A 14,225-nucleotide genomic window follows, 5' to 3' on the forward strand; every position below is an offset into this window, starting at 1 on the left:
ATGAAGCTTTAATTATAAAAAAAAATGCCTTTCCGTTAAGAAAGGCATTTTTAAACTTAAGCGGTCTGGACGGGACTCGAACCCGCGACCCCATGCGTGACAGGCATGTATTCTAACCAACTGAACTACCAAACCCACTGCTTTATTGTGAGTGCAAAAATACGATAGAACTTTGATTCTACAAGGGTTTTTACGAATAAAAATTGAGAAAATTTTAATCCTCTGATTTCTAGATAAATTCCAATCCTCTATCCCGAGGCTTCGGGACCAAATTCCAATGTTGGAATGCAAAAAAACCGTTATTTAACCGTAAAGAACGCAAGGTTAAAAGCGCAAAGGTTCGCAAAGCTATATATAAACTTTGCGAACCTTTGCGTATCCCGAGGCTTCGGGATTGCGCCCTTTGCGGTTAAATCAAAAGTGTTGTAAATCAAAAAAGCCATCCACAAAAGTGGAAAGCTTTTCATTGGTCTAACTACTAAACCAGCTACGAGTTACAAAGTCGTAGCAAACAACACAACTAATCTTAGATACCGTATTTGGGCAAAAAAGCCTTTCTGTTACGAAAGGCTTTCCCCAATATTGCGGTCTGGACGGGACTCGAACCCGCGACCCCATGCGTGACAGGCATGTATTCTAACCAACTGAACTACCAAACCTCTGCGTTATTGCGGTTGCAAAGATAGTACAGAATTTCATTTCTGCAAGTGTTTTGATAAAAAAAATTAAATATATTTTTAAATTCTTAGCCAAAGTTTTGTTTTTCAACTAAATATGTAGTCAGGATTTTTTCGAAATTATCGCCAACATTCACCGGAACGTACTTAATTTGGTTCTTGGCACAGGTTAAAGCCAGGTTTTTAAAGTACGCTTCTGCCCTTTTTTCATATTCCACTTTTACATTATCAGCAAAAATCGACACTTCTTCACCTGATTCTACGTCGATAAACTTCCTTGGTGTGTTATCAAAATCGAATTTTAGCTCCGTTTCATGATCAACCACATGAAACAAAACTACTTTATGTTTGTTGTGTTTAAGATGTTGCAAGGCATTAAAAAGCTTTTCATCGTCTTCTGACTGAAACATATCCGTAAACAGAATAATCATCGAACGGCGGTGCATTTTCTCCGCAATCTGATGCAAATAGGTAATCGTATCGGTGCTTTTTTTGACTTTGGGCTGTTCTAACAATTGCTCCAGTTTATTGAGCAACATTCTATGATGGCGATCGCTTCCTTTTTCGGGAGCGTAATATTCGTAGCTATCTGAGAAAACGCTTAAACCAACAGCATCGCGCTGTTTCTTTAAAATGTTCATTAAAACGGCCGAAGCCAAAACCGCAAAACCAATCTTCTTTTCGTAAAAAGGCTGATTCGATTTTAATTCGGGATAATGCATCGACGACGAATTATCGACAATAAGATGACAGCGTAAATTGGTTTCTTCCTCAAAACGCTTCGTGTACAAACGATCGGTTTTGGCAAATAACTTCCAATCAATATGTTTGGTACTTTCTCCGGCATTATAGACTTTATGCTCAGCAAATTCAGCCGAAAAGCCATGAAACGGACTCTTGTGCATTCCGGATATAAAACCTTCTACAACCTGATTCGCCAGCATTTCAAGATGCTGAAAACTGGAGACTTTCTCTATTTCCGATTCAATTTTCATTCGGTTTCTTTTTTAATATTTTGGGCGCGGTACAAACCGTCTGTCGCCTGAAATAATTTTCGTTTTAATATGGGACTAAAATTAGGGTTTTCTTTTAAGAAACGCTGCACTTCATCAAAAGCATATTTCGATGAATATTTCCCAATCGTATTATTCAGCCAGTCTTTTGGAAAGAAAATATCTCCCGTGCGCTGGATTTCTTCTGTTAAATCTAATGAAAAACGAATGTATTTCTGCGCACTTTCCTGACGCAACGGATGATGAATATTCGCCAGACCAACTGAAACCCAGGATTCTTTTTCCCTGTTTTTATCGTCTTTTAAAGATTCCATGAAAGCAGCACGAACCGATTCGTCTTTGGATAATGAAGGAAGCAAAAACTCAAATCGCTTTTGTTTATCCGGATTGGTAATGGTTGTTCTTGTTTTTTCCAAAATTTCAGCTGCTTTTTCATGCTTGAAAATCGCCAGATTCATCGCAATATTCGTGTAATCGTCTTCGTTTAATTTCAAATTCGGAATCACAGTTTCTTTATTCCAAATCTGATATAATTTGACTTTCGCCGAATCAGAATACGCAACGGAACTGAATAAATTGAATAACGTCTTTTTGATATTGCTTGTCAAATTCGTTTGCAATCTTTCGTATAAAACAGCCTCAAGTTGTTGCTGAACTTTATGCTGTTGCTTCTCTGTAAGGAATTTCCAAAAAATAGAATTCAGATTATTAGAGGCAATTCTTAAGACTAATTCATTTTCTTCTGTTTGAATTCCTTTCAAAAAACAATCAAAAGCTTTGATTGGCGCAATATTTCCAATTAAAGTGTTTTCATATAGATTACTATAAGAAGAAGCTCTTGCAACCTCATCTTTTAAATTTGAAATAGCATTTAAATAATTCCCGTCAAGCGGAAAAACACCGTATCCAAAACCATTATAATTATAAACAACAAGTATCGGTTTTTCAAGTCCGATTGCTTCTTTCAAAAGAAGGTTTTTCTCTTTTATATTGACGTTTAAAACCTTCACCTTATCTGTATAAACCAAACCAACCTGAAAAACCTGAGGCCAAATATTTACTGATTTACCTTCTGCTTCCTGCTCAATTTCAAATGCCGAAATTCGACCTTGAGCATCGTATTTTATTCTATCCGTAAAAATAGCCCTGCCCGATTGATTCACCCAAACCTTGCTCCATTTTTGCATATCAAGCGGCGTTTCAGCATCCAGAATTTCAACCAGATTATTCCAGTCGGCATTGTCGTTGGCATATTTTTTAATGTATTTTTCGATTCCTTTTTGAAATGCTTCCTTTCCCATCGAAGCTTCTAACTGGCGCATCATAATAGGGGCTTTGTTGTAAATAATAGCTCCGTAAAGCGAACCGGCATCTTTCAGATTGGCTAAATGCTGTTTGATCGGATGTGTACCCAACGAACGGTCTTCCGCGTAAGCGTTACTATAATGCGCGCTAAAAAACTGCAAATTATGATTGACTTTCGGGAAAATCGGATTCATGATTTTGTCTGCCATAAAATTCGCAAACACTTCTTTCATCCAGACATCATCAAACCATTTCATTGTTACCAAATCGCCAAACCACATATGCGAAGTTTCATGTGCAATAAGTTTCGCACGGTCTAATTTCTCGCTGTCAGTAGCGCTATTATCCAAAAACAAAGTCGATTCGCGATACTGAATTGCGCCAACATGCTCCATTCCGCCATACTGAAAAACCGGAATCGAAGCAAAATCCAACTTCTGAAAAGGAAATTTATAATTAGTATATTTTTCTAAGAATTCTAATGATTGTTCATGCAATTTGAAAAGCGTGTCCGTACTAACCTGAATCTTCTCCGGATTATTTTCGCGATACAACATCGTCATTTCTAAATTGCCTGGCTTCTGTGTTGCGCTTTTAAATTTCCCTGCTACAAAGGAGAATAAATACGTACTCATTTTGTCTGATTCTCCAAAAGTATAAGCTGTAAAATCGCCTTTTTCGACTTTCTCTTTTACATCGGCACCAGCCAAAACCGACCAGTCTTTTGGTACAGTCAAACTCAGTTTATAAGTTGCCTTAATATCCGGCTGATCAAAACACGGAAACAACGTACTCGCGCGATCCGGAACCAATAAAGTGTATAGAAAATCATCATTGCGGTTCAACGATAAATTGCCTGCGATGAAAGAAATGACAATCACATTTTTTCCTGAAATCAAACTTTCAACCGGAATAACAATATGCCCTTTTTCGTGCAAAATGGTGATATTTTTCCCGTTTACTGAAACTGATTTTATATTTTGAGATTTCTCTTTAAAATCTAAATACAAAGGCTGACTTAAATCGGATAAAGTCAAATTCAAATTTAAATTGGAAATAATATTCTGCTCTTTCTGATTCGGAATTTCAAAAGACAATCCGTAAGAAACATTGGAGATTTGCTGTTTACGAAAAATAGCCATTTGCTCTGAAACACCATTTTCCAAAACAAGATTTCCTTTTTGTTTCGACTGAGAAAAACCAATTGTAATAAAAGTAAAAAGACAAAGAAAGCTGTAGCGGATTTTCATTTTTAAGAATATAAGATTCGTTAAAAATAAAAAAAGCATTCGGATTAAAAGAGGGTTTGCCACGAATTGCACGAATTTCCACTAATTTTATTTTAATGCTGCTTAAAAAAGTTTAGCCACAGATTAAAGGATTCTCACAGATTAAAAATGTTTGCCATCACTCGACCGATAACGAACTGGCGAAACAAATCTGCATGCTAAATTTTTCACGCAGATTTTAAAAGATTTAAGCAGATGCACGCAGATTGCTATTTAATAGGGAAAGTTTAGGAAGATTTAAAAAAATTTAGATAAATACTTTTAAATAAATCTGCGCTGATCTGCAAAAATCTGCAGAATCTGCGTGAAACAAAATCATTTTAATCTGTGTTAATCTGTGGCAAAAAAAATCCAATTTTCAAGCCAGTATAAATTCGTGAAAATTCGCGCAATTCGTGGCAAACTAATATAATTCGCGGCAAAAAAATAAATCCAAATAAAAAAGGCTTGACTTTCGCCAAACCTTTTTTATATCAATTATAATCTTACGATTACAACAAAGCGTCTAAACTATCTGCGTAAGTTTGTTTCGGAGCAACTCCTACTTGTTTACCTACTACTTCACCGTTATGAAAAACCAAAACGGTCGGTATGTTACGCACACCATATTTTGCAGCGAATTCCTGGTTAGCATCTACATCTACTTTACCAACAACAACTTTACCTGCGTATTCGTCGCTTAATTGGTCAATGATTGGTCCAACCATTCTACAAGGACCGCACCATGCTGCCCAAAAATCTACCATTACTGGTTTATCTGATTTTAAAACTACTTCGTCAAAAGTAGCATCTGTTATTGCTAATGCCATAATATCTTAGGTTTAAATTATGTCTGAATTATTAATCTTCAAACTAGAGTACAAATTTAAAAATTAAATACGAATGAAACACCATTCCCAAATTAGTTTTGATTATAAATGCATTGTCAATAGTTATATAATTAACATGTCTGTTATTCGGGCGTCTTTTGATCTTAATAAATTGAAAACCAAATTATTAAAATAACATTAATTTTTATCTTATCTTTAATGATTAAGAAAAGTCGTCCAGATGAGAGAAACTTTACATAAAATGCAACTTTTTTTGCAATCGGTTCGTTTTAAAAAATACGCTAAACGTTTTGGCTTTTTTGTTTTAGCCCTTATCGCATTAGTGTTACTTGCCGGTGGCGGACTGTCCATTTATTTTAATCGGAACAAAACCGAAATAATGGCGAAAATCAATACCAAAATCAACGACAATATAAACGGTGATTTTCATATTGGCGATTTTCAGTATAAATTTTTAACCGGTTTACCCAATTTCACTTTAGCGTTAAAAGATGTCGAACTCAAAGACAAACAATGGAAAACCCACAAACATACTTTACTAAAAGCCAAAGAAATAGAAGTGCGTTTAAACGTTTGGAGTTTGCTGCAAAAGGAAATCAGCATTCATAAAATCCTGATCAACGACGCCCAGATTTATCTTTATAAAGCCGAAAATGGGTATTCAAATTCGGATATTTTTAAACCGAAAAAGAAAAAATCTCCCGAAGATAAAACCGATACTGAAACCACAATTGATCAGATCGACCTCAGCAAAGTTCATTTTATTTTAGACAATCATGTTGGGCATAAATTATTTGATTTTGATGTCGCCAGCCTAAAATCAAAAGTAAATTACGATGGAGACGATTGGGAAACTGATGTTTTTTTAGACACTCAAATTGCCAGTTTGGCGTTTAATACCATTCACGGAAGCTTTGCCAAACAAAAACAACTCAAAGGTACTTTCGCGGTTTCCTATTCGGCAGAAAGACAAAAAATAGACGTTAAAACAGATGGTCTAAAAATTGGATCTGATTCCTTTGATATTGTGGCTTTTTTCAATTTAGCTAAAGGCAGCGCGTTGTTCGGAATCAATATCAGCACTACGATTTTATGGCGAAACGCTTCCAATTTATTATCCGCAAACATCAGTTCGAAGCTGAATCACTTTAATTTAAAAAAAGAAATCGATGTGAATTGTGACATCAAAGGCGATTTTAATGCCGAAGGCGATCCGCGAATTGTCGTTCAGGCCGAAGTGCACAATAACGAACTGAGCATTCCCGATGGATTATTGACTGATTGTAATTTCAAAGGAATTTTCACCAATAACTTCAAGCCAAAGGAAGGTTTTAGCGATGCGAATTCGGCTGTAATTCTAACGCGTTTTTCTGCCAAATACAGAAACGTGCCGCTTAAAATTGCGCAGTTATCGATCAACAATCTCGAAAAACCATTGGCAACCGGAATCGTGAATTCTGATTTTGACCTTCCTGTTTTTAATGAAGAAAGCACCGAAAAATGGATTCATTTTACCGAAGGTCACGCCACAATAAACCTTAAATTTCAGTTTGATATTGTCAATTTATACATTACCAAACCGCGTTTTATTGGCAATGTCGACGTTAAAAATGTCTCTTTCCATTTCATTCCTAAAAACATTCATGCCGAAAAAATCAACGTGCAGCTTGAGTTTACACAAGAGGCTCTGATCATTAATAAAATTGCCTACAAAAATAAAAACAACACCATTTTTATAGACGGAAGAATCAATAATTTCCTCAATCTCTATTACGATGCTCCCGAAAAAATGGTCGTAAACTGGAATATCTATTGCCCAAGTATCGATGTCAGACAGTTTCTGGGCGTTCTGGCTACTTCTCAAAAAAAGAAAGTGACTTCAAAAAAACCATCTATGTCGCATCAATTGCGAACTGCCATCGAAAAATGTATTGTCGACATTAACCTCAAAGCAGATAAAATCACGTACAATAAATTGACCGCAACCAACACCAAAGCGCAAATCCAGATGATCGATTCCCGACTTGTGATCAAAAACGGTTCACTACAAACATGTGGCGGAAGTATTAATTTTAACACCACGCTTTCGCCAAATGGCAAAAACTATAATTTCACTTCCAACGCGCAGGTCAATAAGGTGGATATTACGAGCTTTTTAAAGTCATTTAACAACTTCGGAATCAAATCATTTACGCCAAATAATATCCACGGACAGCTCACCAGCAAAGCCGATGTAACCGGTTCAATCAACAGCAACGGCGAATTGATCCCAAATTCGGCACACGGAAATCTGGCTTTCAATGTCAGTCACGGCGCTTTAGTAAACTTTGAACCTATTATGAAAGTGGGGAAATTTGCGTTTCCGTTTCGCGATGTCGAAAACATCACCTTCAGCGATTTATCCGGCGATTTCAAACTGCGTGGTGAACTCGTCGATGTAAAAAAACTCACCATAAGCTCCAGCGTGTTAAACCTCGATGCCGAAGGTATTTATTCCTTTGGCCGTGGCACCAATATGGCGCTCACCATCCCACTCCGAAACTCCAAAGACGACGCCCAACTCGCCACCAAAGCCGAACGCGACGCCGTCCGCGACCGCGGAATTGTCCTGCATTTAATTGCTGTGGATGATGGCGGGAAAATGAAAATTAAGTGGGGGAAGAAGGATAAGGGGAAGAATAGGAAAGAGAGATAAATGTTTTTTTAAAATGGAATATTCTGAAAATAGAATAAAAGTTTTGCGATTTGAAGAGTCTAATGGTTTTTACACTACTCCTCAAAGAAGCAAACTTATGGCTAAAATCAAATCCAAAGACACAAAACCTGAAATATTATTTAGAAAAGAGTTATGGAATGCTGGAATAAGATATCGAAAACACAATAAAAAACTTCCTGGAAATCCTGATATAGTTAATAAGAAACTTAAACTAGTTATTTTTATTGATGGTGAATTTTGGCATGGGTTCAATTGGGAAGAAAAGAAAAAAAAGATAAAGTCAAACCGAGACTTTTGGATCCCTAAAATAGAAAGAAATATGCAAAGGGATATCGAAAATAATATCAAGCTTAAAAATATAGGATATAAAGTTTTTCGCTTTTGGGAACATGACGTAAAAAAAGAAAGTCAAAAATGTATTCAGTTAATTTGCTCTTATCTAAATGATTTTTAATGAATTAAAAAAACAACTACTTTTTGTTCCAATTTATAACAAAAAATACTCTTGATTCTGAAATTTTTTCATTTATTTTTGTAACCATTGTATAATGTTAAACAACTTGGTTATGAGTGATTATATTTCATTGTCTGAAGCATCAGAATTGTTAGGAAAGAGTAAAGAGACTTTGAGACGTTGGGATAATGAAGGGAAATTAAATGCTGTACGTGAACCTATGAGCAATTATAGAATGTACAAAAAATCAGAAATTAACACTCTTTTTTCAAGTTTCATAGATGATACTATACAAGAAACCGTTTCAAATTATGTAATCCCCGAAAACAATTATACTGTTCTTGAACTTTTCGCTGGCGCTGGCGGCTTAGCCATTGGAATGGAAAAAGCTGGATTAAAATGTGTGGCTTTAAATGAAATAGACAAGTGGGCATGTGAAACTTTAAGAACCAACAGACCAAACTGGAATGTTCTTGAAGGAGATATAAAACAGTTTAATTTTTCAGAATATCATAATACCGTAGATGTTGTTACTGGCGGTTTCCCATGTCAAGCATTTAGTTATGCAGGAAAAAAACTTGGCTTGGCTGATGCTAGAGGGACATTATTTTATGAATTTGCAAGAGCAGTAAAAGAAGTAAATCCACCAATTTGTATAGGAGAAAATGTACGAGGGTTATTAAATCATGACAATGGCAAGACCCTTCAAGGAATGATTTCTATTTTAGATGAAATTGGATACAATGTTGTTCCTGTACAAGTCTTAAAAGCAATTAATTTTAATGTCCCACAGAAAAGGGAAAGATTAATCTTGGTTGGAATTAGAAAAGATATTGATTTGAAATATGAATATCCAAAGCCTTATAAGAAAATTTACAACTTAAAAGATGCATTAAAGAAGGGTGATTTATTTGATTGTGATGTTCCAAATTCAGGAGGTTCAAAATATCCTAAAAGTAAAATTGACGTTTTAAAATTAGTTCCTCAAAAAGGGTATTGGAGAGATTTACCAATTGAAATTCAGAAAGAATTTATGGGTGGTAGTTTTTATCTTGGAGGAGGAAAAACAGGAATTGCTAGAAGAATTGGTTGGGATGAACCTTGCCTAACATTAACTTGCAGTCCTGCGCAAAAGCAAACGGAAAGATGCCATCCAGAAGAGACAAGACCATTTACAGTTCGCGAATATGCGAGGATTCAAACATTTCCTGATGAATGGGGATTTTCAGGATCGATTGCCCAGCAATACAAACAGATTGGAAATGCGGTTCCCGTTAACTTAGGAAAGGAAGTTGGATATTCTATTGTGAAATTTTTAAATCAATACTATAATTTATCAAAACCTAAGTAATAACCGTAGCTCTCAAAAGTAATTTGATCTAAAAGACTTCTTTTTGAAGAATCTGTTATAGCTTTTATTTCCTTTATTGCTGTATTTTCACTCAATGTTTGATCTCTGGTAATTGAATTTAAATAATCATCAATAGCAACAGGCAATTTTTGATATAATTGAAAAAGAGCATCCTCTTGACCAGTAAGCAAAGCATAGAACTTATCACCTGAAATTCGATAAACACGTGAGTGACTGTATTCTTTCCCATTGATGTCTCCATGCCATAAAGTATTAAAACTATTTTTAGCTAAAATTTGAACCCAATAGCAATTTGCCTTTTTATAAGTATCGGCATATCTAGCAAGTTTCTGAAAAAGAGCTTCAGACGAACTACTATTCATTGTATTATGCTTATTTTTAATATCTGCAAATAATGTATCATTAGTCGCCTTTATATCAAATCCACTTAAATTCCCAATTTCATAACCATTTATTCCGCCCAAAATTTGCTCATGAAATGTTCCAATTGAATTGTTTATTGATTTATCTATCTGCCTCAATATTTCCGATTGAATAAGACTCTCTTCTTCTATGTCATTGAACTTTGAATCCAAAGTTAACTTTATAGTATCTACTTTATTATTATAAAACTTCTTCTTAGTAATATTCTTTTTAGCTTTCACATATGATTTATGTAAATTAGAAATGCACAATAAGAAATGCTCATCAGATATGAAATTTAAATATTTATTTGCCATGAAGTATAGTTTTAAATTAATTGCTAAATTAACTTTTTTTAATTAGTATGTTTTAAATTCAAATTTAATTTAAGATAAAAGTTAGTGGGGAATTTTCATACTTTACTTGTTACTCATTTTATTTTATATGGAAGCAATTATAAATCGACAATAAAAATTAGTTGATCAATTGTCCATAAAAAGCCTCTATATTTATTTCCAATCTTTCAATATCCAAATAGATAAACTTCAATTCATGAATTATATTAAATATTAATTCTTCCACATTTACATATTTCCCAAAATTAAGAACGTTTTTTATTGTTACTTTTGGTACAAATAGGTAAGTAATTAAATTTAAGCATGTAATTTATGACTCAAAATAGCAATAAACATGAAAATTATGAAGTTCTAAATTTGATTGGTTATGGATTATCTAAATTTGATAAGCTATTCATAAAGGAGTTTGGTTTTACCACACAAACTAGTTTTTTTCAATATTTTGTAAAAATTGGACTAGCCGAAACGCCAAGCGTTGTAAAAAATAGAATGGACATATTTGACCCCTTTTTTCCAAATGAAAGAAAAGGTTGGTGGCAAAAAGGTAATGCATACCTTCACAGAAAACATTTAATTGACAGTTTATTTGGCAATGAAAATGTAAAAAGCTATGCCGATATCGTAAAATTATACTTAAAGGAAAATTACAAGATAAAAGAACTTTATGTTGAAGTTAAACCAATCGTAAAATCAAGATTTAAAAAACTTCAAGAAACAGGTTTAGAAGCCGAGTTATACTTTATAAATAATTACAATGAAATTTCTAACTTTAAGAATGGAATTTTAGAAGATGCAAGATTATACGGAGATGGTTATGATTTTCAAATTAATGTTAATGAAAGTTCATTTTTAGCAGAAGTTAAAGGAATTAGGGAGAAAAGAGGAAAGTTTAGATTAACTGAAAAAGAGTTTTTAATGGCTTCAGAATATAAAAATGATTATATTATTGCTTTAGTTTTAAACATGAATGATTCACCAAATTTTTTGACAATTGAAAATCCTATTGGTAATTTAAAATTTGAAGAAAGAACTATAAGATCTAAAGAAATTAAAGAATATCATTTAATTTCAGATATTAATTGAAAAAACATTATGTTAAGCTTTAATAAAAAAATTCAGCATTTAGAAAATTACTTGTCTCGACCAAATGAAAATTACGCAGATAGTTTTAAAGAAGATATTGTTATGTTCATAGATGATTTTACAAATCAAAATAAGCTTTTGTCTTTTCTAAATAACATTAATTCTTTAGAAGAAATTGAAAATTGGGTTGATAATTTATGCTCTAGAATTATTTTAAAATTTGATTCTGAAGGAGAAGATATCAATGATTTTATATTTGACTATATACAGTTTGGATAAATTGAAAATATTAAAAGAAAGATTTTAGATAATTAAAAAACTAGCTGAAAATATAAAATGATTATGATAGAATATTCAATTTTAGACATTCCAACTGTACTTAATCCGCCTATAAAACTTATAGATATTATTTACAATTGTCCTATTTGTGATTACGAAATTGAAATAGATATGGATGTAGATGATAGTAGTTTTATTAAGTGTGATTGCTGTGATCACATAATTAAATTTAGAATTAAGAAAATCTGAATAGGAATAACTGCCTATTGCTCTTTTGGTTTCTTATGATCATCGAGCTACTTGCGAAGATTTCTCGTGCCTCGAAATGACAAAACAGACGGAAAAAACAAAACAAAAAAAGCCACTTCTAGTGGCTTTTTCAATTTCTAATTATTCAATCTCAAAATAAGGATTTAAAATTTCTGCTAATTCATTCAACCAATAAAAACCATTTTCTACGGTTGTAATATTGGTTTGAAGGGTTTCGCATTCTCGCATTACACTTAAGGCGAAAAGGTAATTTATTCGTCTAATTGTTTTTGCCAGAGTTTCCGGATCGACTGATTTGTTGAAAAAATCAATTAGCCGGACTTCGGCTTCTTTTGAAAGGGTGTTTGTACTCATAATTTTTAACGTTTAGGGGAAATATAAAACCCGCATAGCTAAGGTGTCCTACGCCGTTAAATGCGTTGCAGTTGTTTCCAATACCGCCACCATACCACACGGGCAAAAGTTTTGTCGAAGTCATAATTTTAACGTTTAGGACTGCAAAGATACCAAAAAACACGGGCGTTCAGTATCAATTGAAAAAAGTTGTAGGAATTAATTTTACTTTTGATTTGCTTTTGATTGTTGAGCTACTTGCGGGGGGCTTCGACTCCGCTCAGCCTGACAAACGACTCCGCTCAGCCTGACAAAAATTTTTGAGTTTCTTTACCAGAGACTCGGGATCGGAATGACAAAAAAAGGGCAACGAAATTTCATAATGTTTTATTAACTCACTTGGCATTTCATCTTAAAAAAGATAGCTTTGAGAAACAATCATTAAAATATAACCCATATGAAAATTCAAATCAATACCGATAAAAACATCGAAGGACACGAAAGATTAGAAGCTTATTTTTCTGGAGAATTAGAAAAAGGGCTTACCCGTTTTGAAGAAAAAATTACCCGCGTTGAGGTTCATTTCGGAGATGAAAATGGCGAGAAATTCAGCTTGAACGATAAAAAATGCGTAATCGAAGTCCGCACAGCAAAACTACAACCCATAACCGTTACAGAACACTCTGATACACTTGAAAAAGCTTTTAGTGGCGCTTTGGCCAAAGCCAAAAAAACATTAACGACTACTTTCGAAAAGCAAAAAACTTTTTAAATATATAGCAACCGGTTTTTTCACCATATAAGTGATATAAGTTCATTTAATAAACTTTGTGTTTATTTTTTTTACCTAATATGATATAAGGACATATAAAGTTGCTCATAGGAGCAATTCTCACGCAAAGTCGCGAAGCCGCAAAGTTTATTTTCTTTGCGGCTTCGTGACTTTGGTGAAATCTATGTTCAACACTTATGTGAGCTTCTATCCTTTACAAAATTAGGCGCAAAGTTCAACACCCCAATTAAAATGAACTTATATCACTTATATGGTGAAAAAAAATTAAGCGCAAAGTAAACACCCCAATTAAATGAACTTACATCACTTATATGGTTTTTACTTTCGACTTTTGACCTTCGACTTTCGACTAATTTAAGATTTTGGTAACGGCGCACCTACTGCGATGTCGCAACGGTGTCCGGGTTGTCCGTGAGCGGGATTCATTCCTTCAGCAACTTTAGGCGCTTCGGTGCTTAATAAAGCCGGAACTGCATTTTGATTAGCCGCTGGTGGTGTAACCGTAAAAGTTTGAGAAGTGCTTCCGCTTTGGGCTGGTGTCGCCGCAACTGGTTTTGCAACCGGAGAATTTAATGGTGCTCCAACCGGAATATCACATCTGTGACCTGGTTGTCCGTGCGATGGATTCATTCCTTTCGCCACTTTTGCCGGTGCCGCAACAGTTGTTGTTGTGGTAACCCTATTATTCTGATTCGGATTTACCTGTACCGTTTGTGTTGGTTGTGCCGTTGCCGTTTGTCCTTGCGTTGGAGCCGAATTCAACGGCGCGCCAACCGCAATATCACAACGATGCCCTGGCTGTCCGTGTGCAGGATTCATTCCTTTTGTTTCTCCCAATACCGTATTCGGATTAGTTTGTGGCTGTGGTGCCTCTACTACCGACTTGACTTTGGCCGTATCTTTTACCAATCCCAATTTAACTAATTCAGAAGTTGGCGTACTTTCCTGAGGTTCTAATTCCTTTTTGCAAGACACAAAAAACAATGAACTAATAACAATCGAACTGATAAAGATTCTCGGATTCATAATGTGGTATTTTAAAGCATTCAAATA

At 34.4% G+C, this 14,225-nt stretch carries 12 protein-coding genes and 2 tRNA genes; 6 read left to right on the forward strand and 8 right to left on the reverse strand.

What is annotated here, in order from left to right:
* Nucleotides 1-61 precede the first annotated feature (61 nt).
* The 5 genes from IHE43_RS00890 to trxA all read right to left on the reverse strand — a co-directional run bounded on the left by IHE43_RS00890 (nucleotide 62) and on the right by trxA (nucleotide 5,093).
* Nucleotides 62-135: transfer RNA gene (locus IHE43_RS00890), tRNA-Asp, on the reverse strand.
* 450 nt (nucleotides 136-585) lie between these two features.
* Nucleotides 586-659: transfer RNA gene (locus tag IHE43_RS00895), tRNA-Asp, on the reverse strand.
* Between the two features lie 86 nt (nucleotides 660-745).
* Entirely contained in the window at nucleotides 746-1,672 is a 927-nt protein-coding gene (locus tag IHE43_RS00900) for a DUF58 domain-containing protein (protein ID WP_072970290.1), read from the reverse strand.
* On the reverse strand, nucleotides 1,669-4,245 hold the full coding sequence (locus IHE43_RS00905) for a M1 family aminopeptidase (protein ID WP_192186255.1): 2,577 nt from the start codon (nucleotides 4,243-4,245) through the stop codon (nucleotides 1,669-1,671). The genes IHE43_RS00900 and IHE43_RS00905 overlap by 4 nt, the downstream gene beginning before the upstream one ends.
* A 530-nt stretch (nucleotides 4,246-4,775) precedes the next feature.
* On the reverse strand, nucleotides 4,776-5,093 hold the full coding sequence (gene trxA, locus IHE43_RS00910) for a thioredoxin (RefSeq protein ID WP_012023423.1): 318 nt from the start codon (nucleotides 5,091-5,093) through the stop codon (nucleotides 4,776-4,778).
* 241 nt (nucleotides 5,094-5,334) lie between these two features.
* On the opposite strand from trxA, the gene IHE43_RS00915 reads away from it, so the two are divergent.
* The 3 genes from IHE43_RS00915 (at nucleotide 5,335) to dcm (ending at nucleotide 9,635) form a co-directional block, all read left to right on the forward strand.
* The gene (locus IHE43_RS00915) at nucleotides 5,335-7,809 is read left to right on the forward strand and encodes an AsmA family protein (RefSeq protein WP_192186256.1); all 2,475 of its coding nucleotides are present in this window, start codon (nucleotides 5,335-5,337) and stop codon (nucleotides 7,807-7,809) included.
* A gap of 13 nt (nucleotides 7,810-7,822) precedes the next feature.
* The gene (locus IHE43_RS00920) at nucleotides 7,823-8,284 is read left to right on the forward strand and encodes a very short patch repair endonuclease (RefSeq protein WP_192186257.1); all 462 of its coding nucleotides are present in this window, start codon (nucleotides 7,823-7,825) and stop codon (nucleotides 8,282-8,284) included.
* Nucleotides 8,285-8,390: 106 nt separating this feature from the next.
* Entirely contained in the window at nucleotides 8,391-9,635 is a 1,245-nt protein-coding gene (gene dcm / locus IHE43_RS00925; protein WP_225585484.1) for a DNA (cytosine-5-)-methyltransferase, read from the forward strand.
* Here the strand turns inward: dcm and IHE43_RS00930 are convergent.
* Nucleotides 9,611-10,375, reverse strand: a complete 765-nt coding sequence (locus IHE43_RS00930; protein WP_192186259.1) for an Eco47II family restriction endonuclease — start codon at nucleotides 10,373-10,375, stop codon at nucleotides 9,611-9,613. The genes dcm and IHE43_RS00930 overlap by 25 nt on opposite strands.
* A 351-nt stretch (nucleotides 10,376-10,726) precedes the next feature.
* Here IHE43_RS00930 and IHE43_RS00935 point away from each other — a divergent pair, with 351 nt between their 5' ends.
* On the forward strand, nucleotides 10,727-11,497 hold the full coding sequence (locus tag IHE43_RS00935; RefSeq protein WP_192186260.1) for a DUF3883 domain-containing protein: 771 nt from the start codon (nucleotides 10,727-10,729) through the stop codon (nucleotides 11,495-11,497).
* A 9-nt stretch (nucleotides 11,498-11,506) separates the two neighbouring features.
* The gene (locus tag IHE43_RS00940; protein WP_192186261.1) at nucleotides 11,507-11,776 is read left to right on the forward strand and encodes a hypothetical protein; all 270 of its coding nucleotides are present in this window, start codon (nucleotides 11,507-11,509) and stop codon (nucleotides 11,774-11,776) included.
* A gap of 390 nt (nucleotides 11,777-12,166) precedes the next feature.
* Here the strand turns inward: IHE43_RS00940 and IHE43_RS00945 are convergent, their stop codons facing one another.
* The gene (locus IHE43_RS00945) at nucleotides 12,167-12,400 is read right to left on the reverse strand and encodes a hypothetical protein (RefSeq protein WP_192186262.1); all 234 of its coding nucleotides are present in this window, start codon (nucleotides 12,398-12,400) and stop codon (nucleotides 12,167-12,169) included.
* A gap of 436 nt (nucleotides 12,401-12,836) precedes the next feature.
* Here IHE43_RS00945 and IHE43_RS00950 point away from each other — a divergent pair, with 436 nt between their 5' ends.
* Nucleotides 12,837-13,151, forward strand: a complete 315-nt coding sequence (locus IHE43_RS00950) for an HPF/RaiA family ribosome-associated protein (protein ID WP_026982687.1) — start codon at nucleotides 12,837-12,839, stop codon at nucleotides 13,149-13,151.
* 375 nt (nucleotides 13,152-13,526) lie between these two features.
* On the opposite strand, the gene IHE43_RS00955 is transcribed toward IHE43_RS00950, so the two are convergent.
* The gene (locus IHE43_RS00955; RefSeq protein WP_192186263.1) at nucleotides 13,527-14,198 is read right to left on the reverse strand and encodes a hypothetical protein; all 672 of its coding nucleotides are present in this window, start codon (nucleotides 14,196-14,198) and stop codon (nucleotides 13,527-13,529) included.
* Nucleotides 14,199-14,225 lie beyond the last annotated feature (27 nt).

The sequence above is a fragment of the Flavobacterium sp. MDT1-60 genome, from assembly GCF_014844035.1.
Classification (GTDB): Bacteria; Bacteroidota; Bacteroidia; order Flavobacteriales; family Flavobacteriaceae; genus Flavobacterium.

Bases quoted from the DNA above. Each gene is read 5' to 3' on its own strand.
- IHE43_RS00900 (WP_072970290.1), bottom strand. From the start codon at position 1,672: ATGAAAATTGAATCGGAAATAGAGAAAGTCTCCAGTTTTCAGCATCTT.
- IHE43_RS00905 (WP_192186255.1), bottom strand. From the start codon at position 4,245: ATGAAAATCCGCTACAGCTTTCTTTGTCTTTTTACTTTTATTACAATT.
- trxA (WP_012023423.1), bottom strand. From the start codon at position 5,093: ATGGCATTAGCAATAACAGATGCTACTTTTGACGAAGTAGTTTTAAAA.
- IHE43_RS00915 (WP_192186256.1), top strand. From the start codon at position 5,335: ATGAGAGAAACTTTACATAAAATGCAACTTTTTTTGCAATCGGTTCGT.
- IHE43_RS00920 (WP_192186257.1), top strand. From the start codon at position 7,823: ATGGAATATTCTGAAAATAGAATAAAAGTTTTGCGATTTGAAGAGTCT.
- IHE43_RS00930 (WP_192186259.1), bottom strand. From the start codon at position 10,375: ATGGCAAATAAATATTTAAATTTCATATCTGATGAGCATTTCTTATTG.
- IHE43_RS00935 (WP_192186260.1), top strand. From the start codon at position 10,727: ATGACTCAAAATAGCAATAAACATGAAAATTATGAAGTTCTAAATTTG.
- IHE43_RS00940 (WP_192186261.1), top strand. From the start codon at position 11,507: ATGTTAAGCTTTAATAAAAAAATTCAGCATTTAGAAAATTACTTGTCT.
- IHE43_RS00945 (WP_192186262.1), bottom strand. From the start codon at position 12,400: ATGAGTACAAACACCCTTTCAAAAGAAGCCGAAGTCCGGCTAATTGAT.
- IHE43_RS00950 (WP_026982687.1), top strand. From the start codon at position 12,837: ATGAAAATTCAAATCAATACCGATAAAAACATCGAAGGACACGAAAGA.
- IHE43_RS00955 (WP_192186263.1), bottom strand. From the start codon at position 14,198: ATGAATCCGAGAATCTTTATCAGTTCGATTGTTATTAGTTCATTGTTT.